Raw genomic sequence first — 18343 nt, forward strand, 5'->3', positions numbered from 1 at the left:
CCTGGTCCTACAGGCCGTACGTGAAGCGGGGCGCCCGGCGTTCCAGGAAGGCGGCGACCCCCTCGGCGGTGTCGCCGCTGCCGCGCGCCTGCTCGGCCCAGTGCGCGTCCCGGTCCGTGTGGCCGTCCGCGAACTCCTTGGCCGCCGCCTGGGTGAGCAGCGAGCGCGCGACGAGCACCCGGCTGAACTCGGCCACCCGCTTGTCCAGTTCGCCCTCCGCCAGGACCTCGTCGACGAGCCCGGTGCGCAGCGCCCGCTCGGTGTCGATCAACTCGGCGGAGAAGAGCAGGTACTTGGCGGCGGAGGGCCCGACGAGCGCGGCCAGTCTGCGGGTCGACGAGGCGGGGTACACGATCCCGAGCTTCGCAGGGGTGACCCCGAACCGCGCGCCCTCCTCGGCGAACCGCAGGTCGCAGGCGGCGGCGAGCTGGCTGCCGCCGCCCACGCAGAAGCCGCGGATCGCGGCGAGGGTCGGCTTGGGGAAGGCGGCGAGCGCCTCCTCGGCCCGGACCGCGAGCGACTGCTGCTCGTCGCCCGGCTCCCGCAGCGTCGAGATGTCCGCGCCCGCGCAGAAGGTGCCGCCGTCGCCGGTGAGCACCAGGGCGCGGACCTCGGGGTCGGCGGCGAGCGGCGCGAGCAGCCCGGGCAGGGACCGCCACATCGCCGCCGTCATCGCGTTGCGCTTGGCCGGGTTCGAGATGACGACGGTGGCGACCGCGTCGGCGACGACGACCGTCAGCTGCGGCTCGGTGGGCTCCATGCGCCGGATGCTATCCGGGCACCTCGACCGTACGATCGAGGAGGGGTCGCGGAGGGGGCGAAGGAGGAGGCGCGCATGGCCCGGGAACCCGACGACGCGTCCGGTGAGGCCCCCTTCGACGCCGTGCACGAGGGACGCAAGCTCAAGCGCAGCCTCGGCCGGCTCACCGTGCTCGGCGTCCTGCTGGTCATCGCCGGGATCGTCGGTCTCTTCTACACCGGTCTCGCCACCCTCACCTCGATGCTGCTCTTCGGCTGGCTGCTGCTCATCGGCGGTGTCGTCGGGCTGGTGCACGCCATCGAATCGCGCGGAAGCAACTTCTTCTGGCTCGCCGTGGTGGTGGCGGCGCTGAACATCGCGGCGGGTGTCGTGGTGATCCGGCACCCGGAGGGCTCGGCCGAGGCCCTGACCATGTTCGCCGCCCTGCTCTTCCTCACCGGCGGCGTCTTCCGGCTGGTGGGTAGTGTGGTGGTGCGCGGACCGCAGTTCGGGTGGACCCTGCTCCAGGGAGCGTTCGGTCTCCTCCTCGGTCTGCTGGTCCTCTTCGACTGGCCGGACAGCAGCCGGTACGTGCTCGGCGTCTTCTTCTCGCTCGCCCTGCTCTTCGACGGTCTCGGCCTGATCGCGATCGGCGTCGGGGGCAGGCGTATCGTCGGCATGGTCACACCGCCCGCCACGACGGTGAAGGACGAGTCTCCCGCCACCCCTCCGAAGGCGTCAACGGAGGATCAGGAGCAGTCGAACAACTGACGTTGGCATACTCACCTGATCAGAATGTGGTCGATAAGTGTCGACTTCTGGTCAGTAGCCCGGTCCGGACCTGCGCATTACCAAGACTTGACGCGTGGCGACAATCGAGCACGACGGTGGGAGCCGGACCATGGAGAGCGGGAGCGTCCCCGCACGGCCACCGTCCTACGAAGGGGTCTGGCGCTTCACCGCTCCCGCGGTCGACGTCTCAGTTCCGCAGGCCCGGCACGCGGTACGCGACCTGTTGCTCCGTCAAGGAGTACCGGTCCATGAGGAAACGGTTCAGGGGCTGCTCCTGATCGTCTCCGAACTGGTCACCAACGCCGTCAAACACGCGGCGCTGCTCTCCCCCGAGGTGGCGGTGGAGGTGGCGATCGGCGCGGAGTGGATCAGGGTGTCCGTCGAGGACAACCATCCGTACCGCCCCAAGGCCCTCGAGGCGGACTACGGTCAGACGGGCGGCCGCGGGCTGCTCCTGGTCCGGGAGATCGCCCTGGAGTCGGGCGGCGCCTGCGACGTGGAGCACACCGCGAGCGGCGGAAAGATCATCTGGGCCGCGCTGCCCCTGAACCCGGACCTCGCGCGCCCCGGGGAGGCGCCGTCGGCGCTCCCCCCGGCCGCACCCGGGATCACCAGCCCCCGGCGGGACCCGTCAGCTCCTTGATCGCCGGACGCGCCGCGTCCAGGACGGTCATGAACCAGGCGGAGAACGGCGCGCTCGCGTGCCGCTCCATCAGCTCCTCCGCCGTCACATAGGCCGTCTCCTCGACCTCTTCCGGGTCGGGCCGCAGTTCGGTCTGCGCCATGCCGACGAAGAGGTGGTTGTACTCCTGCTCCACCAGGCCCGACGCCGGGTCGGGGTGGTTGTAGCGGACCGTTCCTGCTTCGGCGAGCAGCGAGGGGGAGATCCCCAGCTCCTCGTACGTGCGCCGGGCGGCGGCCGCGAACGGCGCCTCGCCCGGATAGGGGTGGCCGCAGCAGGTGTTGGACCAGACACCGGGGGAGTGGTACTTGCCGAGCGCGCGGCGCTGGAGCAGCAGCCGGCCCGACTCGTCGAAGAGGAAGACGGAGAACGCCCGGTGGAGCTGACCGGGGGCCTGGTGGGCGGCGAGCTTCTCCGCCGTACCGATGGTGATGCCGTTCTCGTCGACCAGTTCGAGCATGATCGACGCCTGGGCTGCGGTCGGCTGGACACCGTTCGACGAGGTGTGAGCCACGCTGGCTGATGTGGTCGGCATAACCGTCCTTCGCTTCGGTCTCGGCCCGGAAGGGCCCCTTCAGTCTGCCGTACAAAAGCCTCTTGTCCGTACTTCGAGCGGCCGGACATGGCCCGCTCCCACCGCACCGGAGTACACCGGCACGGCGGGAGCGGGCGGGGCGTCAGACCCCGAAAGCCGCCGCGTACTGGATCGTGCCCGACGGAACCGGGCCGGAGCCGTCGAGGACCAGTGCCCTCATGGCCTCGTCCGGAACGTCGAAGGACGGCCGAATTCCATATTCAGACGCGGGTGCGAACCCGAACCGGGGGTAGTACTCCGGATGGCCGAGCACCAGGACGAGCCGCTCCCCGCGCAGCCGTGCCGCGTCGAGCACCGCCCGGGTGACGGCCTCCCCGACACCCTGCCGCTGGTACCGCGGGGCGACGGCGACCGGGGCGAGCGCCGCCGCAGGGACGCCGTCGACGTGGCAGCGGGTGATCAGCGCGTACCCCGCGACGGAGCCGTCCGGGGCCTCCGCCACGAACGACAGACCCGGCAGCCACGCCCCGGGGTCCCGGCGGAGGGCGTCGACAAGATCGGCCTCCGCCGGCGTCTCGAACGCCGCCGCGTTGACGTCCCGTACGGAACGGATGTCGTCGGCGGTCTCCGGCCGCGTCCGCCACCGGGCGTCGGCGGGCCGCAGGACGTAACCGGTGTAGCCGTACTCGCCGCCGTGGTCGCGGCGCATGGCGAGTTCGGCGCGCGTCGAGGTGAGGATCTCGGCCATGCCGGGAACGCCTGGGTCCGCCGCGTCGGCCCGCTCGGAGAGCGGTCCGTAGTACGCGTCCCAGTCGCTCTCCGGCTGCGGGAGGACACCGAGGACGTGGTAGCCGCCCTCGACCGCCGCCGCGGTGTTCGCCCGCCGGGTGCGCAGCGTGTAATGCGTGTCCCAGAAGGCGCGGGCCTCCTCGCTCGGCTCGTCCACCGTCCATTCGCACTCGGTGAGCACCAGGGTGCCGCCGGGAACCAGGAGCCTGCGCCAGGAACGCAGGGCGGTGTCGAAGCCGAGGGCGTAGGCCGAGCTCTCGGCCCAGACGAGGTCGAAGGACCCGTCGGGGAACGGCAGCTCGCCCATGTCGGCGTCGAGCGTACGGATCAGGTCGCCGAGCCCGCGGGCGTCCGCGGCCTCGCGCAGCTCGTCGAGGAACGGCCGGTGCAGATCGACGGCCGTCACCTCCGCCCCGGCCTCGGCGGCCAGGAGCAGGGCGGAGCGGCCGGGGCCGCAGCCGAGGTCGAGCACGCGGGGGCGCTCGGGGAGCGGTCCCGCGAGCGCGAGCAGACGGCGGGTGGTGGCGTCGGAGCCCGGACCCTGGCGCGGAAGGCCGTGGTGCAGGGCGAAGAAAGCATCGCGAAGTGCGTTGCTGTTGTTGTCGGACAACGTGGGAAACCCTTGTGTGAAAGGGTCCCGGCCGACGGATGATCGGGCCGGAAGAACCGGGATCAGGTCAGCCGAGGACCCGGAAGCTGAAGCTGGACCGGGCGCTGCCGCACTGGGCAGCCTCCATCGCGACGGTCATCAACCTCAGCTCCTCTCCCACTCACGCGCTTCGCGCATGCGGTTCGAACACGTGTCGATCAAGCCTAACAGGGCTCACAGACAGAGCTTGGCCTCGTGCGCGGCGTGACCCGCGGGCTCCAGCTGGAAGGTGCAGTGCTCCACGTCGAAGTGGGAGCCCAGGCACCCCTGCAGGTCGTGCAGCATCTTCTCGTGGCCGACGGAGTCGAGCGCCGCCTGGTCCACCACCACGTGCGCGGAGAGCACCGGCATGCCGGACGTGATCGTCCAGGCGTGCAGGTCGTGGACGTCCTCGACGCCGGGAAGCGCCAGTATGTGCGCCCGGACCTCCGCCATGTCGACGCCCTTGGGAGCCGACTCCAACAGGACGTCGAGCGTCTCGCGGAGCAGCTTGATCGTGCGCGGCACGATCATCAGGCCGATGAGGATGGAGGCGATCGGGTCGGCGTACTGCCAGCCGGTGGCCAGGATGATGCCGGCCGAGACGAGGACCGTCACCGAGCCGAGCGCGTCGGCGAGCACCTCCAGATAGGCGCCGCGCACGTTCAGGCTCTCCTTCTGGCCCCGTACCAGCAGGGAGAGCGAGACCATGTTGGCGACCAGACCGATCAGCGCGAACATGATCGTGAGGCCGCCCTTGGTCTCGGCGGGCTCGATGAACCGCTGGATCGCCTCGTACAGCACATAGGTGCCGACACCGAGCAGCAGCAGACAGTTGGCGAGCGCGGCGAGGATCTCGGCCCGAGCGAAGCCGTAGGTGCGGTTCTCCGTGGGCGGGCGGTTGGCGAAGTGGATCGCGAGCAGCGCCATCGCGAGGCCGACCGCGTCCGTCGCCATGTGGGCGGCGTCGGCGATCAGGGCGAGCGAGTCGGAGACGATGCCGCCGATGATCTCGACCACCATCACGGACAGCGTGATCGCGAGCGCGATCCGCAACCGGCCGCGGTAGGCAGCGGCGGCGGTCCCCGTGGGCGGGGGTCCGCCGTGGCTGTGCCCGTGGTCGTGTCCAGCCCCCATGACGTCGCCTCTCCCTCGTGTCGTGTGCCGGGTGTTTCGCGTCACCGCGAGTCGCTCCGATTCGCCAGTGAACTACGGGTGGGGGGTATGTGCAACACGGGATTGAACACCGTTGTCATATCATCTGACCTGCACTGATGCGCGTTCGGCGGTACGGCGCGAGAAGGTGGTCCCGGAACGCCTCCGAACGCGGTTTGTGGGGCGGCGGGTCGATCGCCCATGATGATCTCCGTGGGGCATGGCGCACACGGACGGATTCGAGTGGGCCCGGGGGAGTCCGCCCCGCAAAGCCTCGGTGAACTCCCGCCATGTTCATCCGATAGCCTCAGCCGACGTGCCGCCGCCCGATGCCGGGCCGAGCCGCCGTGCCCGGGGCCGTGCCGTGAGCCCCGAGGGCCCGCCCGTCAGCTCCAAGGAGTGAGTTCGTCTGTCGACCGCCATCCTCACCGGTCCGCCGGTACCCGGATCGTCGCTCGACGGCGATCTGCGGTCGCTCGGCTTCGACGTGCGGGTCGCCTCAGGCCCCCAGGACACCGGAGCGCTGCTCGCCGCCGTACCGGCCGGTGAGCGGGTCGCCGTCGTCGACCCCCGCTTCGTCGGACACCTCCACGCCCTGCGCCTGGCCCTGACCGACCCCCGATTCCCGGCCGCCGCGGCGCCCGGCGCGCTCACCGCGCAGCCCGAGGCCCGCCCGGCGCTCGCCCGCGCCCTGACCGACGCCCATGCGACGGTGCCCGGCGCCCCCGCGGCGGACACGGCCTCCGACGAGAGCCTGCCCGACACCCTGGCCGAGGCCCTCGACGCCGACGGCGTCGCCGTGCACCGGCCCACCCTCGGCACGCTCGTCGCCGCCGTACCGACCGACGCCGAGGCCCGCCACGAGGCCCGCGCCGCCGTCGCCGCCGTCGACGAGGAGGCCGTACGCCTCCGCTCCGCCGTGAAGGCCCACGACGGCTTCTTCACCACCTTCGCCGTCAGCCCGTACTCGCGCTACATCGCCCGCTGGTGCGCCCGGCGCGGTCTCACGCCCAACCAGGTCACCACCGCCTCGCTGCTCACCGCGCTCATCGCGGCAGGCTGCGCCGCCACCGGCGAGCGCGGCGGATACATCGCGGCCGGCGTGCTCCTCCTCGTCTCCTTCGTCCTGGACTGCACCGACGGGCAGCTCGCCCGTTACTCCCTGCAGTACTCGACGATGGGCGCCTGGCTCGACGCCACCTTCGACCGCGCCAAGGAGTACGCCTTCTACGCCGGCCTCGCCCTCGGCGCGGCCCGTAACGGCGACGACGTCTGGGCGCTCGCGCTCGGCGCGATGATCCTGATGACCTGCCGGCACGTTGTGGACTTCTCGTTCAACGAGGCCAATCACGACGCCACGGCCAACACCAGCCCCACCGCGGCGCTCTCCAGCCGGCTCGACAGCGTCGGCTGGACCGTCTGGATCCGCCGGATGATCATCCTGCCGATCGGCGAGCGCTGGGCCATGATCGCGGTCCTCACCGCCGTCACCACCCCCCGGATCACCTTCTGGGCGCTCATCATCGGCTGCGCCTTCGGCGCCTGCTACACCACCGCCGGCCGCGTGCTGCGCTCGCTGACCCGCAAGGCGAAGCGCACCGACCGGGCCGCCCAGGCCCTGGCGGACCTGGCCGACAGCGGCCCGATCGCGCAGTTCATCGCGGGCTCACCGAGCAGAACCCGGGACCGCTGGACGGCCCCGCTGGCCGCGGCCGTCGGCGCGGCGATCCTGCTGGTCGAGGCGGGCGACAAGAGCGTCGGCAGCTACTGGGTCGTCCTGGCCGCCGTGGTGTACGTCGCTGCGGCGGGCGTGGCCGTCGCGCACTCCCTCAAGGGCCCCCTCGACTGGCTCGTGCCCCCGATCTTCCGGGCCGCCGAGTACAGCCTGATCCTCATCCTCGCCGCCCGTTCCGAGGTGAACGGCGCCCTGCCCGCGGCTTACGGCCTGGTGGCCGCCGTCGCCTACCATCACTACGACACGGTGTACCGCATCCGCGGCGGCACCGGCGCCCCGCCCGCCTGGCTGGTGCGCACCATCGGCGGGCACGAGGGCCGCGTCCTGCTGGTGACGGTCCTCGCCGCCCTGCTGGCGAGCCGGGGCGACGACTTCGCCCTGGCACTCACCGCCCTCGCGGTCGCCCTCGCGCTCGTGGTGCTCGTGGAGTCCATCCGCTTCTGGGTGTCCTCCGGAGCACCCGCCGTACATGACGAAGGAGAAACAGCATGATTGGCCTCGTACTGGCAGCCGGTGCCGGACGGCGTCTGCGCCCCTACACCGACACGCTCCCGAAGGCCCTCGTGCCTGTCGACGGTGACACCACCGTCCTCGACCTCACGCTGAAGAACTTCGCGGAGGTCGGCCTCACCGAGGTCGCCATCGTCGTCGGCTACCGCAAGGAGGCCGTGTACGCGCGCAAGGAGGCCCTGGAGGCCCAGTACGGCCTGTCGATCACGCTGATCGACAACGACAAGGCCGAGGAGTGGAACAACGCCTACTCCTTGTGGTGCGCCCGCGAGGTCCTGAAGCGCGGTGTGATCCTCGCCAACGGCGACACCGTCCACCCGGTCTCCGTCGAGAAGACCCTGCTCGCCGCGCGCGGCGGCGACCAGAAGATCATCCTCGCCCTCGACACGGTGAAGAACCTCGCCGACGAGGAGATGAAGGTCATCACCGCCGAGGGCAAGGGCGTCCAGAAGATCACCAAGCTGATGGACCCGGCCACCGCCACCGGCGAGTACATCGGTGTCACGCTCATCGAGCCCGCCGCCGCCGAGGCGCTCGCCGACGCCCTCAAGGCCACCTTCGAGCGCGACCCCGACCTCTACTACGAGGACGGCTACCAGAAGCTCGTCGACGACGGCTTCACCATCGACGTGGCGCCCATCGGCGACGTCAAGTGGGTCGAGATCGACAACCACGACGACCTCGCGAAGGGCCGTGAGATCGCGTGCCAGTACTGACCCGGCTGATCCCCTCGCCGGTCGTCGTCGACATCCGGCGGGGGGCGCTGGAGGACCTCGCCGGCCTCCTGGCGGACCAGCGCATCTCCAGCAACGGCCGGATCGCCGTCGCCATCAGCGGCGGCTCCGGCCTGAAGCTGCGCGACCAGTTCGCGCCCGAGCTGCCCGGCGCCGACTGGTACCCGGTCGACGGCGGAACCATCGACGCGGCGGTCAAGCTCGCCGACGCGATGCGCGGCAAGCGGTACGACGCCGTGGTCGCCCTCGGTGGCGGCAAGATCATCGATGTCACCAAGTACGCGGCGGCCCGGGTCGGCCTGCCGCTGGTCGCCATCGCCACGAACCTGTCGCACGACGGCATCTGCTCGCCGATCTCCACCCTGGACAACGACAACGGACGCGGCTCCTACGGAGTGCCGACCCCGATCGCGCTGGTCATCGACCTCGACGTGATCCGGGACGCCCCGGTGCGCTTCGTCCGCTCCGGCATCGGCGACGCGGTCTCCAACCTCTCCGCCATCGCGGACTGGGAGCTCTCGCACCGCGAGACCGGCGAGCCGGTCGACGGCCTCGCCGCGGCGATGGCCCGCAGCGCGGGCGAGGCGGTGCTCCGGCACCCCGGCGGCATCGGCGACGAGGAATTCCTCGTCACCCTTTCCGAGGGCCTGGTGATGACCGGCATCGCCATGTCGATCAGCGGCGACAGCCGGCCGGCCTCGGGCGCCTGTCACGAGATCAGCCACGCCTTCGACCTGCTCTTCCCCGAGCGTGCTGCCAGCCACGGCGAGCAGGTCGGTCTCGGCGCCGCCTTCGCGATGCACCTGCGCGGTGCGGCCGAGGGCTCGCTCCAGATCGTCGAGACGCTGCGCCGCCACGGCCTGCCGGTGACCCCTCAGGAGATGGGCTTCGGCGTGGACGAGTTCGTCCGGGCCGTGTCCTTCGCGCCGCAGACCCGTCCGGGCCGCTTCACGATCCTCGAACACCTCGACCTCTCCGACGACCAGATCAGGGACGCGTACGCCGACTATGCCAAAGCCATCGGTAGCTGAGCTCCGCCCGGTCGTGCACCCGGCGGGGGTGAAGGACCGGCGCAGCGGCGAACACTGGGGCGGCCGCCTGTACATGCGCGAGATCTCGCTGCGCATCACCCGCCACCTGGTCGGCACCAGGATCACGCCGAACCAGCTGACGTACGTGATGACGATCTGCGGCGTCCTCGCGGCCCCCGCCCTGCTCGTGCCGGGCATCTGGGGCGCGGTCCTCGGCGTCGTCGCCGTCCAGCTCTACCTGCTCCTCGACTGCGTCGACGGCGAGGTCGCCCGCTGGAAGAAGCAGTACTCGCTCGCCGGTGTCTACCTGGACCGCGTCGGCGCGTACCTGTGCGACGCCGCCGTCCTGGTCGGCCTCGGCCTGCGCGCCTCCGACCTGTGGGGCGGTGGCCGGATCGACTGGCTGTGGGCCTTCCTCGGCACCCTCGCCGCGCTCGGCGCGATCCTCATCAAGGCGGAGACCGACCTCGTCGGCGTCGCCCGCCACCAGAGCGGGATGGAGCCGGTCAAGGAGTCGGCCAGCGAGCCCCGCTCCTCCGGCATGGCCCTCGCCCGCCGGGCGGCCGCGGCGCTGAAGTTCCACCGCCTGGTCCTCGGCATCGAGGCCTCCCTGCTCATCCTGGTGCTCGCGTTCCTCGACGCGGCGCGCGGCGACCTGTTCTTCACCCGCCTCGGCGTCGCCGTCCTCGCGGGCATCGCGCTCCTGCAGACGGTGCTGCACCTGGTGTCGATCCTGGCGTCGAGCCGGCTGAAGTGAGGACCGGCTGACATGGCCAGGAGTGGGCGGACGACCGACATGACGACGACGAGCAGGGGGACGAGCGTGAGCACGCCGATGAAGCTGGGCGCCGTCATCATCACCATGGGCAACCGCCCCGACGACCTGCGCGCGCTGCTCGAGTCGGTCGCCAAGCAGGAGGGCGACCCGGTCGAGGTCGTCGTCGTCGGGAACGGCGCCCCCGTCACGGGGGTGCCCGAGGGCGTCCACACCATCGACCTGCCCGAAAACCTGGGCATCCCCGGCGGCCGCAACGTCGGCATCGAGGCCTTCGGCCCCGAGGGTCCGTGCGGCCCCGTCGACGCCCTGCTCTTCCTGGACGACGACGGCCTGCTGGAGCGGAACGACACCGCCGAGCTGGTCCGTGCGGCCTTCGCCGCCGACGAGCGGCTCGGCATCATCAGTTTCCGGATCGCCGACCCGGAGACCGGTCTCACCCAGCGCCGGCACGTCCCGAGGCTGCGCGCCGCCGACCCGATGCGGTCCTCGCGCGTGACCACCTTCCTCGGCGGCGCCAACGCCGTCCGCACCCAGGTCCTCGCCGAAGTCGGCGGCCTGCCCGACGAGTTCTTCTACGCGCACGAGGAGACGGATCTGGCCTGGCGGGCCCTCGACGCCAACTGGATGATCGACTACCGTTCCGACATGGTGCTGCTCCACCCCACCACGCCACCGTCCCGGCACGCGACGTACCACTACAACGTGGCCCGCAACCGGGTATGGCTGGCCCGGCGCAACCTCCCCGCACTCCTCGTTCCGGTCTATCTCGGTGTCTGGCTGCTCCTGACCCTCGCGCGGCGCCCCTCGGGCCCCGCGCTCAAGGCGTGGCTCGGCGGTTTCCGGGAAGGCTGGGCCGCCCCCTGCGGACCGCGCCGGCCCATGAAATGGCGTACGGTGTGGCGGCTGACCCGACTGGGACGCCCGCCCGTCGTCTGACACGTGGTGCCTGACCACCGCGCATCTGAATACGAAAGTTCCGACCTGTGAGTGAGACAACCCACGACGGTGCGGTCGCGACGAGCGCCCCGCCATCCGTCGACGACCGCCTGACCCCGGCCGAGCTGGCCACCAAGTACGGTCTTGCGGTCAGCGGTGCCCGGCCCGGGTTCTTCGAGTACATCCGGCAGCTGTGGGGTCGGCGCCACTTCATCCTCGCCTTCTCCTCGGCGAAGCTGACGGCGCAGTACAGCCAGGCGAAGCTCGGGCAGATCTGGCAGGTGGCGACCCCGCTGCTGAACGCCGGTGTCTACTTCCTGATCTTCGGTCTTATCCTGGGCGCCGGTCAGGGCATGCCGACCAAGGTGTACATCCCGTTCCTGGTCACCGGCATCTTCGTCTTCACCTTCACCCAGAGCTCGGTGATGGCGGGTGTCCGCGCGATCGCCGGCAACCTCGGCCTGGTCCGCGCGCTGCACTTCCCGCGCGCCTCGCTGCCGGTCTCGTTCGCGCTCCAGCAGCTCCAGCAGCTGCTGTTCTCGATGATCGTGCTGGCCGCCATCGTGATCGCCTTCGGCAGCTACCCGTCGCTGAGCTGGCTGCTGCTGATTCCGGCGCTGTTCCTGCAGTTCGTGTTCAACGTCGGTCTGGCCATGATCATGGCGAGGATGGGGGCCAAGACACCCGACCTCGCCCAGCTCATGCCCTTCGTCATGCGCACCTGGATGTACGCCTCCGGCGTGATGTTCTCCATCCCGGTGATGCTCGCGGACAAGCCGGCCTGGATCGCCGACGTCCTCATGTACAACCCGGCGGCGATCTACATGGACCTGGTCCGGTTCGCCCTGATCGACGACTACGGCTCCTCCAACCTGCCGTCGCACGTCTGGATGGCGGCGCTCGGCTGGGCGCTGGCCATCGGCATCGGCGGCTTCGTCTACTTCTGGAAGGCCGAGGAGAGGTACGGCCGTGGCTGACATCACCAAGGGGCGCGTTCCCACCGTCATCGCCGACGAGGTTCACATCGTCTACCGGGTCAACACCGGTGGCGGCGGCAAGGGCAGCGCCACCGCGGCCCTCAGCCGGATCGTCGGCAAGGGCAAGGCCGAGGTCTCCCGCGGCGTCCGCAAGGTGCACGCCGTGCGCGGGGTCACCTTCACCGCCTACCGGGGCGAGGCCATCGGCCTCATCGGCAGCAACGGCTCCGGCAAGTCCACCCTGCTGCGCGCCATCGCCGGCCTGCTCCCCACCGAGAGCGGCAAGGTCTACACCGACGGGCAGCCCTCGCTGCTCGGCGTCAACGCCGCGCTGATGAACGACCTCACGGGCGAGCGCAACGTGATCCTCGGCGGCCTCGCCATGGGCATGAGCAAGGACGAGATCCGCGAGCGTTACCAGAGCATCGTCGACTTCTCGGGCATCAACGAGAAGGGCGACTTCATCAGCCTGCCGATGCGGACGTACTCCTCCGGCATGGGTGCCCGGCTCCGGTTCGCCATCGCCGCCGCGAAGAACCACGACGTCCTCATGATCGACGAGGCCCTCGCGACCGGTGACCGCAGGTTCCAGATCCGCTCCGAGGAGCGCATCAGGGAGCTTCGCAAGGAGGCCGGCACGGTCTTCCTGGTCAGCCACAGCAACAAGTCGATCAGGGACACCTGCGACCGGGTCCTGTGGCTGGAGAAGGGCGAGCTCCTGATGGACGGCCCCACCGAAGAGGTCATGCGGGCGTACGAGCGCGAGACCGCGAGGTAGCCGCTGCACACGCTGTACGAAGGCCCCCGCCCGACCGGCGGGGGCCTTCGCGTTCCCCGCCCCGTCCGGCGCCGACCACCGGGAATGTTCATGCGGTCAACATCGGGCAGGATGAGCCCATGGCAGCGATCACCGGGGGAAAGACCTACCACCACGGCGATCTGCGCAACGCGCTGATCTGTGCCGCCGTCGACCTCGCCACCGAGGGCGGCCCCGAACGCGTCGTCCTGCGCGAGGCGGCCCGCCGGGTCGGCGTCTCGCCCACCGCCGCCTACCGGCACTTCGAGGGCAGGGGCGAGCTGCTCGAAGCCGTCAAGACCCACGCCCAGCGGGCGCTCGCCGACTCCATGGAGCGGGCCGTCGAGCGGGTTCCCGGTGCCGACGACCCCACGGTCGCCGCCGAGATGCGCCTCGCCGCCCTCGGCCGCGGCTACGTCGGCTTCGCCCTGGACCACCCCGGCCTCTACCGGGCCGCCTTCTGCACCCCGCGCGCGGCCTGTGGCGAGCCCTGGGCGCCACCGGGGCGCCCCGCCGAACCCGAACCCGAGATCCGTGCGTTCGCCCTGCTCACGGAGGCCGTGAACGCCCTCACCGGGGCCGGCCGCGGCCCGCGGCGCGCCCGGCCCGCGGCCGAGGCTGCCACGTGGTCGGCCGTGCACGGACTGTCACTTCTGCTCCTCGACGGCCCGCTGGACGCCCTGCCGGCCCAGCGCCGGGCCGACGTCGTCGAGTCCACCCTCGCCCTGGTGGTCTCCGGGGCCCGCGCCGGCCGGGCGCGGCGAGGAAGCTGAACTTCCGCTCTATGCGGGCGAGTTGACGACCTGGGTGTTCTTTTCGCGCGGCGCCCGGCACCCCGACGAGGCACTCGGCGTTGTACAACGTAAGCTGTAGCGGTGCTGATTCGTGGCAAGTGGGTCGATAACCCCTAGGCATCCTCGGGCGTCAGACGGTGAGCCGTCCGTGACGGACCGGTGGCGTGTCCGAAATAGGATGGATTGGATCGGCAGTGTAGAACAGGAGATGTGACGGCCATGACGCGAAATCTCCAGCTCCACGAGGGTGTCGCCGTCCCCGCGTCGGGCAGCGGCCAGTGACGGGAACCCGGCGGGTGCGCCCCGAGGCCTCCGCGCGCACCACCCTCGACAAGGCAGCGGACGAGAACTTCCCCGTGGCCCCCTTCTTCCTGCCGCGCGCCTGGCGCGACGACCTGATGGCCGTCTACGGCTTCGCCCGGCTCGTCGACGACATCGGCGACGGCGATCTCGCACCCGGTGGAGCCGACGCCCGCCACCTCGGCGTCGCCCCCGACCGGGCCGAGGACCGGCTCGCCCTGCTCGACGCCTTCGAGGCCGACCTCCTGCGGGTCTTCGACGGCACCCCCCACCACCCCCTGCTGCGCGCCCTCCAGCCGACCGTGCGCCGCCGCGCACTGACCCCCGAGCCCTTCCTCGGTCTCGTCGCGGCCAACCGCCAGGACCAGCTGGTGCGCCGCTACGAGACGTACGACGACCTCCTCGCCTACTGCGAACTCTCCGCGAACCCCGTCGGCCGGCTCGTCCTCGGCATCACCGGGACCGCCACCCCCGAGCGCGTCGAACGTTCGGACGAGATCTGCACCGCGCTGCAGATCGTCGAGCACCTCCAGGACGTCGCCGAGGACCTCGGCCGGGACCGGATCTACCTGCCCGCCGAGGACATGAAGCGGTTCCACGTCACCGAGGACGACCTCGCCCGGCCGACCGCGAACGCCTCGGTGCGCGCCCTGATCGCCTTCGAGGCCGACCGCGCCCGCACCCTGCTGCGCGACGGCACCCCGCTGGTGGGCAGCGTGCGCGGCAGGCTGCGGCTGCTCCTCGCCGGCTTCACGGCCGGCGGCCTCGCCGCCCTCGACGCGATCACCGCCGCCGGGTTCGACGTCCTGCGGGAACCCCCCAAGCCCACGAAGCCGAGTCTGATGCGCGAAGCGGGAACGGTCCTGCTCCAAGCGCGGAGAGAGGGGTGAGCCGGACCGTGGAGGGACAGACGGAGACGTCGGCGCCGGTGCAGGCCGCGTACAGCTACTGCGAGGCCGTCACCGGACAGCAGGCGCGCAACTTCGCCTACGGGATCCGGCTCCTGCCGACCGACAAGCGACAGGCCATGTCCGCGCTGTACGCGTTCTCGCGCCGCGTGGACGACATCGGCGACGGCCCGCTCGCCCCCGAGGCCAAGCGGGAGCGGCTCGAAGCGACCCGCGCGCTCCTGGACCGGGTGCGGCACGACAAGGTCGACGAGGACGACACCGACCCCGTCGCCGTCGCGCTCGCCGACGCCGCGCGGCGGTTCCCGATCCCGCTCGGCGGTCTCGACGAACTCATCGACGGCGTCCTCATGGACGTGCGCGGCCAGACGTACGAGACCTGGGACGACCTCAAGGTCTACTGCCGGTGCGTGGCGGGCGCCATCGGCAGGCTCTCGCTCGGCGTCTTCGGCACCCAGCCGGGCGCCCAGGGCGTCGAACGCGCGTCGGAGTACGCCGACACCCTCGGCCTGGCACTCCAGCTCACCAACATCCTCCGTGACGTCCGTGAGGACGCCGGCAACGGACGCACCTACCTGCCCGCCGACGACCTCGCCAAGTTCGGCTGCGGCGACGGCTTCGGGAGCGAGACCCCGCCGGCCGGCGCCGACTTCACCGGCCTCGTCCACTTCGAAGTACGCCGCGCCCGTGCCCTGTTCGCCGAGGGCTACCGGCTCCTGCCCATGCTCGACCGGCGCAGCGGCGCGTGCGTCGCCGCCATGGCCGGCATCTACCGCCGCCTCCTCGACCGGATCGAACGCGACCCGGCGGCCGTGCTGCGCGGCCGTGTCTCGCTCCCCGGCCGGGAGAAGGCGTACGTCGCCGTGCGCGGCCTCTCCGGACTCGACACCCGCCATGTCTCCCGACGGACCGTCAGGAGGCGTGCCTGATGCGCCGGCACGCGCCCCGGCACCGGGCAACCCCACGCCGTACGACGGCGTCCCTGCCTGCGACGACCCGAGGGGAGGCGGCATGACCGAGCGTGAGACCGGCCGGGACGCCGCCGCGCACGCCGTCGTCGTCGGCGGCGGGCTCGCCGGCGTCACCGCCGCGCTCCAACTCGCCGACGCCGGGCTGCGCGTGACCCTGCTCGAAGGCCGCCCGCGGCTCGGCGGGCTCGCGTTCTCCTTCCGCCGCGGCGAACTCACCGTCGACAACGGCCAGCACGTCTACCTGCGCTGCTGCACCGCCTACCGGTGGTTCCTCGACCGGGTCGAGGGCGCCCACCTCGCGCCCCTCCAGGACCGGCTCGACGTGCCCGTCCTGGACGTGGCCCACCCCCGCGGCCCCCGCCTCGGACGGCTGCGGCGCACCAACCTGCCCGTACCGCTGCACCTCGCCAAGAGCCTGGCGACCTATCCGCACCTCTCGCTCGCCGAGCGCGCGAGCGTCGGGCGCGCCGCGCTCGCCCTCAAGGGCCTCGACCCCGCCGACCCGGCCCTGGACGGCATCGACTTCGCCACCTGGCTCGGCCGTCACGGCCAGTCCCCGCGCGCCATCGAGGCGCTGTGGGACCTCGTCGGCGTCGCCACCCTCAACGCCACCGCGCCGGACGCCTCCATGGGCCTGGCCGCCATGGTCTTCAAGACCGGACTGCTCTCCGAGCCCGGCGCCGCCGACATCGGCTGGGCCCACGTGCCCCTCGGCGAACTGCACGACACCCTCGCCCGCAAGGCCCTGGACTCCCTCGGCGTCCGCACCGAACTGCGCACCAAGGCTGAGCGGATCACCCGTACCGAGGGCGGCCGCTGGGCCGTCGACGTACCGGGGGAGACCATCGAGGCCGACACCGTCGTCCTCGCCGTCCCGCAGCGCGAGACCCGCGAACTGCTCCCCGACGGCGCCGTCGACGACCCCGACCGGCTCCTGGACATCGGCACCGCGCCCATTCTCAACGTGCACGTCGTCTACGACCGCAAGGTGCTCAGGCAGCCCTTCTTCACCGCGCTCGGCTCCCCGGTGCAGTGGGTCTTCGACCGCACCGACTCCTCCGGTCTCCAGGGCGACGGCCAGTATCTGGCCGTCTCGCAGTCCGCGGCCCAGGACGAGATCGACGCGCCCGTCGCCGCCCTGCGCGAGCGGTACCTCCCGGAGCTGGAGCGCCTGCTGCCCGCCGCGCGGGGAGCAGGGATCCGCGACTTCTTCGTCACACGGGAGCGGACAGCGACGTTCGCCCCCACCCCGGGCGTCGGCCGGCTCCGTCCCGCCGCCCGCACCCACGCCCCCGGCCTCTACCTGGCCGGCGCATGGACCGCCACTGGCTGGCCCGCGACCATGGAGGGCGCGGTCCGCAGCGGTTTCAGCGCCGCGGGCGCCGCGCTCTCCGCCCTCGGCCGCCGCCATGAACATCCGCTGCAGGAGGCGGCATGAGTGTGAGTACTGGAACAAGAGGAGAGACCGTGCCGACTGTGCCCCCGGTGAATCCGGCCGTCGACACCGCGGACGTCACCGCTCTGCTGGAGCGCGGGCGGACCCTGTCCACCCCCGTCCTGCGGGCGGCCGTCGACCGGCTCGCGCCGCCCATGGACACCGTCGCCGCCTACCACTTCGGCTGGATCGACGCCCAGGGCAACCCCACCGACGCCGACAGCGGCAAGGCCGTGCGCCCCGCCCTCGCCCTGCTCTCCGCCGAGGCCGCCGGAGTCGCCCCCGAGGTCGGCATCCCCGGCGCCGTCGCCGTGGAGCTGGTCCACAACTTCTCGCTGCTGCACGACGACCTCATGGACGGCGACGAGCAGCGGCGCCACCGCGACACCGTCTGGAAGGTGCACGGCCCCGCCCAGGCGATCCTCGTCGGCGACGCGCTCTTCGCCCTCGCCAACGAGCTGCTGCTCGAACTCGGGACCGTCGAGGCCGGCCGCGCCACCCGCCGGCTGACCACCGCCAGCCGCAAGCTCATCGACGGGCAGGCCCAGGACATCTCCTACGAGCACCGCGACCGGGTCACCGTCGAGGAGTGCCTGGAGATGGAGGGCAACAAGACCGGCGCCCTGCTCGCCTGCGCCGTCTCCATCGGTGCCGTCCTCGGCGGCGCCGACGACCGCACCGCCGACAAGCTGGAGGAGTACGGCTACCACCTCGGCCTCGCCTTCCAGGCCGTCGACGACCTCCTCGGCATCTGGGGCGACCCGGAGTCCACCGGCAAGCAGACCTGGAGCGACCTGCGCCAGCGCAAGAAGTCCCTTCCGGTCGTCGCCGCCCTCGCGGCCGGCGGGGCGGCCTCCGAGCGGCTCGGTGAGCTGCTCGCCGCCGATGCCAAGAGCAGCGACTTCGAGAGCTTCTCCGAGGAGGAGTTCGCCACCCGCGCCGCCCTCATCGAGGAGGCCGGGGGCCGGGCGTGGACCTCCGAGGAGGCCCGCCGCCAGCACGCCACCGCCGTCCGTGCCCTGCACGAGGTGGACATGCCCGAGCGCGTCCGGGCCCAGCTCACCGCGCTCGCCGACTTCGTCGTCGTACGGAAGAGATGATCACCATCACCCTGATAT

Annotated in this window: 18 protein-coding genes; 14 read left to right on the plus strand and 4 right to left on the minus strand. The window is 71.7% G+C overall.

Features of this window, described 5'->3' with window-relative positions; translation table 11 throughout:
• Positions 1–7: 7 nt before the first annotated feature.
• Entirely contained in the window at positions 8–760 is a 753-nt protein-coding gene (locus tag ACF09C_RS07025; protein WP_392089596.1) for an enoyl-CoA hydratase/isomerase family protein, read from the minus strand.
• Positions 761–835: 75 nt separating this feature from the next.
• Here ACF09C_RS07025 and ACF09C_RS07030 point away from each other — a divergent pair, with 75 nt between their 5' ends.
• Both ACF09C_RS07030 and ACF09C_RS07035 read left to right on the plus strand, forming a co-directional pair.
• The gene (locus ACF09C_RS07030) at positions 836–1510 is read left to right on the plus strand and encodes an HdeD family acid-resistance protein (protein ID WP_392089599.1); all 675 of its coding nucleotides are present in this window, start codon (positions 836–838) and stop codon (positions 1508–1510) included.
• Between the two features lie 130 nt (positions 1511–1640).
• Positions 1641–2174 carry an ATP-binding protein gene (locus tag ACF09C_RS07035; RefSeq protein WP_392090272.1) on the plus strand — a complete coding sequence of 178 codons (534 nt, stop codon included), beginning with the start codon at positions 1641–1643 and terminating at the stop codon, positions 2172–2174.
• Here the strand turns inward: ACF09C_RS07035 and idi are convergent.
• From idi to ACF09C_RS07050, 3 genes are all read right to left on the minus strand, one after another.
• Positions 2140–2748, minus strand: a complete 609-nt coding sequence (gene idi / locus ACF09C_RS07040; protein ID WP_392089601.1) for an isopentenyl-diphosphate Delta-isomerase — start codon at positions 2746–2748, stop codon at positions 2140–2142. The genes ACF09C_RS07035 and idi overlap by 35 nt on opposite strands.
• Positions 2749–2890: 142 nt before the next feature.
• Positions 2891–4147, minus strand: coding sequence for a GNAT family N-acetyltransferase (locus ACF09C_RS07045; protein ID WP_392089604.1), 1257 nt, complete (start codon positions 4145–4147; stop codon positions 2891–2893).
• A 213-nt stretch (positions 4148–4360) separates the two neighbouring features.
• The gene (locus tag ACF09C_RS07050; RefSeq protein ID WP_362409602.1) at positions 4361–5302 is read right to left on the minus strand and encodes a cation diffusion facilitator family transporter; all 942 of its coding nucleotides are present in this window, start codon (positions 5300–5302) and stop codon (positions 4361–4363) included.
• 427 nt (positions 5303–5729) lie between these two features.
• Between ACF09C_RS07050 and ACF09C_RS07055 the strand changes: the two genes are divergently transcribed.
• The 12 genes from ACF09C_RS07055 to ACF09C_RS07110 all read left to right on the plus strand — a co-directional run bounded on the left by ACF09C_RS07055 (position 5730) and on the right by ACF09C_RS07110 (position 18325).
• Positions 5730–7547 carry a DUF5941 domain-containing protein gene (locus ACF09C_RS07055; RefSeq protein WP_392090275.1) on the plus strand — a complete coding sequence of 606 codons (1818 nt, stop codon included), beginning with the start codon at positions 5730–5732 and terminating at the stop codon, positions 7545–7547.
• Positions 7544–8281 carry a phosphocholine cytidylyltransferase family protein gene (locus ACF09C_RS07060; protein WP_362409600.1) on the plus strand — a complete coding sequence of 246 codons (738 nt, stop codon included), beginning with the start codon at positions 7544–7546 and terminating at the stop codon, positions 8279–8281. The genes ACF09C_RS07055 and ACF09C_RS07060 overlap by 4 nt, the downstream gene beginning before the upstream one ends.
• Entirely contained in the window at positions 8269–9330 is a 1062-nt protein-coding gene (locus tag ACF09C_RS07065) for an iron-containing alcohol dehydrogenase family protein (protein WP_392089607.1), read from the plus strand. Before ACF09C_RS07060 ends, ACF09C_RS07065 begins: the two co-directional genes overlap by 13 nt.
• A complete protein-coding gene (locus ACF09C_RS07070) occupies positions 9308–10087 on the plus strand; it encodes a CDP-alcohol phosphatidyltransferase family protein (protein ID WP_392089609.1) in 780 nt (259 codons plus the stop codon). The genes ACF09C_RS07065 and ACF09C_RS07070 overlap by 23 nt, the downstream gene beginning before the upstream one ends.
• Positions 10088–10165: 78 nt before the next feature.
• Positions 10166–11044 (plus strand): glycosyltransferase family 2 protein, encoded by an 879-nt coding sequence (locus tag ACF09C_RS07075; protein WP_392090278.1) that lies wholly within the window; start codon positions 10166–10168, stop codon positions 11042–11044.
• Between the two features lie 47 nt (positions 11045–11091).
• Positions 11092–12021 (plus strand): ABC transporter permease, encoded by a 930-nt coding sequence (locus tag ACF09C_RS07080; protein ID WP_392089611.1) that lies wholly within the window; start codon positions 11092–11094, stop codon positions 12019–12021.
• Positions 12014–12799 carry an ABC transporter ATP-binding protein gene (locus ACF09C_RS07085; protein ID WP_362409592.1) on the plus strand — a complete coding sequence of 262 codons (786 nt, stop codon included), beginning with the start codon at positions 12014–12016 and terminating at the stop codon, positions 12797–12799. The genes ACF09C_RS07080 and ACF09C_RS07085 overlap by 8 nt, the downstream gene beginning before the upstream one ends.
• Positions 12800–12918: 119 nt before the next feature.
• The gene (locus ACF09C_RS07090; protein WP_392089614.1) at positions 12919–13590 is read left to right on the plus strand and encodes a TetR/AcrR family transcriptional regulator; all 672 of its coding nucleotides are present in this window, start codon (positions 12919–12921) and stop codon (positions 13588–13590) included.
• Positions 13591–13889: 299 nt separating this feature from the next.
• Positions 13890–14801: a squalene synthase HpnC gene (gene hpnC, locus ACF09C_RS07095; RefSeq protein WP_392089617.1), complete on the plus strand. Its 912-nt coding sequence runs from the start codon at positions 13890–13892 to the stop codon at positions 14799–14801.
• Positions 14798–15748, plus strand: a complete 951-nt coding sequence (hpnD, locus tag ACF09C_RS07100) for a presqualene diphosphate synthase HpnD (RefSeq protein ID WP_392089619.1) — start codon at positions 14798–14800, stop codon at positions 15746–15748. The genes hpnC and hpnD overlap by 4 nt, the downstream gene beginning before the upstream one ends.
• Positions 15714–17228, plus strand: coding sequence for a hydroxysqualene dehydroxylase HpnE (gene hpnE, locus ACF09C_RS07105; RefSeq protein ID WP_392089621.1), 1515 nt, complete (start codon positions 15714–15716; stop codon positions 17226–17228). The genes hpnD and hpnE overlap by 35 nt, the downstream gene beginning before the upstream one ends.
• On the plus strand, positions 17225–18325 hold the full coding sequence (locus tag ACF09C_RS07110; protein WP_392089622.1) for a polyprenyl synthetase family protein: 1101 nt from the start codon (positions 17225–17227) through the stop codon (positions 18323–18325). Before hpnE ends, ACF09C_RS07110 begins: the two co-directional genes overlap by 4 nt.
• The last annotated feature ends 18 nt before the right edge of the window (positions 18326–18343 follow it).

Origin of the sequence: Streptomyces sp. NPDC014870 (assembly GCF_043081505.1) — a bacterium.
GTDB lineage: Bacteria > Actinomycetota > Actinomycetes > Streptomycetales > Streptomycetaceae > Streptomyces.

What these genes read in the sequence shown, in the direction of transcription:
- idi (WP_392089601.1), bottom strand. Translation starts at nt 2,748, where the DNA reads ATGCCGACCACATCAGCCAGCGTGGCTCACACCTCGTCGAACGGTGTC.
- ACF09C_RS07050 (WP_362409602.1), bottom strand. Translation starts at nt 5,302, where the DNA reads ATGGGGGCTGGACACGACCACGGGCACAGCCACGGCGGACCCCCGCCC.
- ACF09C_RS07110 (WP_392089622.1), top strand. Translation starts at nt 17,225, where the DNA reads ATGAGTGTGAGTACTGGAACAAGAGGAGAGACCGTGCCGACTGTGCCC.
- ACF09C_RS07075 (WP_392090278.1), top strand. Translation starts at nt 10,166, where the DNA reads ATGAAGCTGGGCGCCGTCATCATCACCATGGGCAACCGCCCCGACGAC.
- hpnE (WP_392089621.1), top strand. Translation starts at nt 15,714, where the DNA reads ATGTCTCCCGACGGACCGTCAGGAGGCGTGCCTGATGCGCCGGCACGC.
- ACF09C_RS07060 (WP_362409600.1), top strand. Translation starts at nt 7,544, where the DNA reads ATGATTGGCCTCGTACTGGCAGCCGGTGCCGGACGGCGTCTGCGCCCC.
- ACF09C_RS07030 (WP_392089599.1), top strand. Translation starts at nt 836, where the DNA reads ATGGCCCGGGAACCCGACGACGCGTCCGGTGAGGCCCCCTTCGACGCC.
- ACF09C_RS07090 (WP_392089614.1), top strand. Translation starts at nt 12,919, where the DNA reads ATGGCAGCGATCACCGGGGGAAAGACCTACCACCACGGCGATCTGCGC.
- ACF09C_RS07025 (WP_392089596.1), bottom strand. Translation starts at nt 760, where the DNA reads ATGGAGCCCACCGAGCCGCAGCTGACGGTCGTCGTCGCCGACGCGGTC.
- ACF09C_RS07070 (WP_392089609.1), top strand. Translation starts at nt 9,308, where the DNA reads ATGCCAAAGCCATCGGTAGCTGAGCTCCGCCCGGTCGTGCACCCGGCG.
- ACF09C_RS07035 (WP_392090272.1), top strand. Translation starts at nt 1,641, where the DNA reads ATGGAGAGCGGGAGCGTCCCCGCACGGCCACCGTCCTACGAAGGGGTC.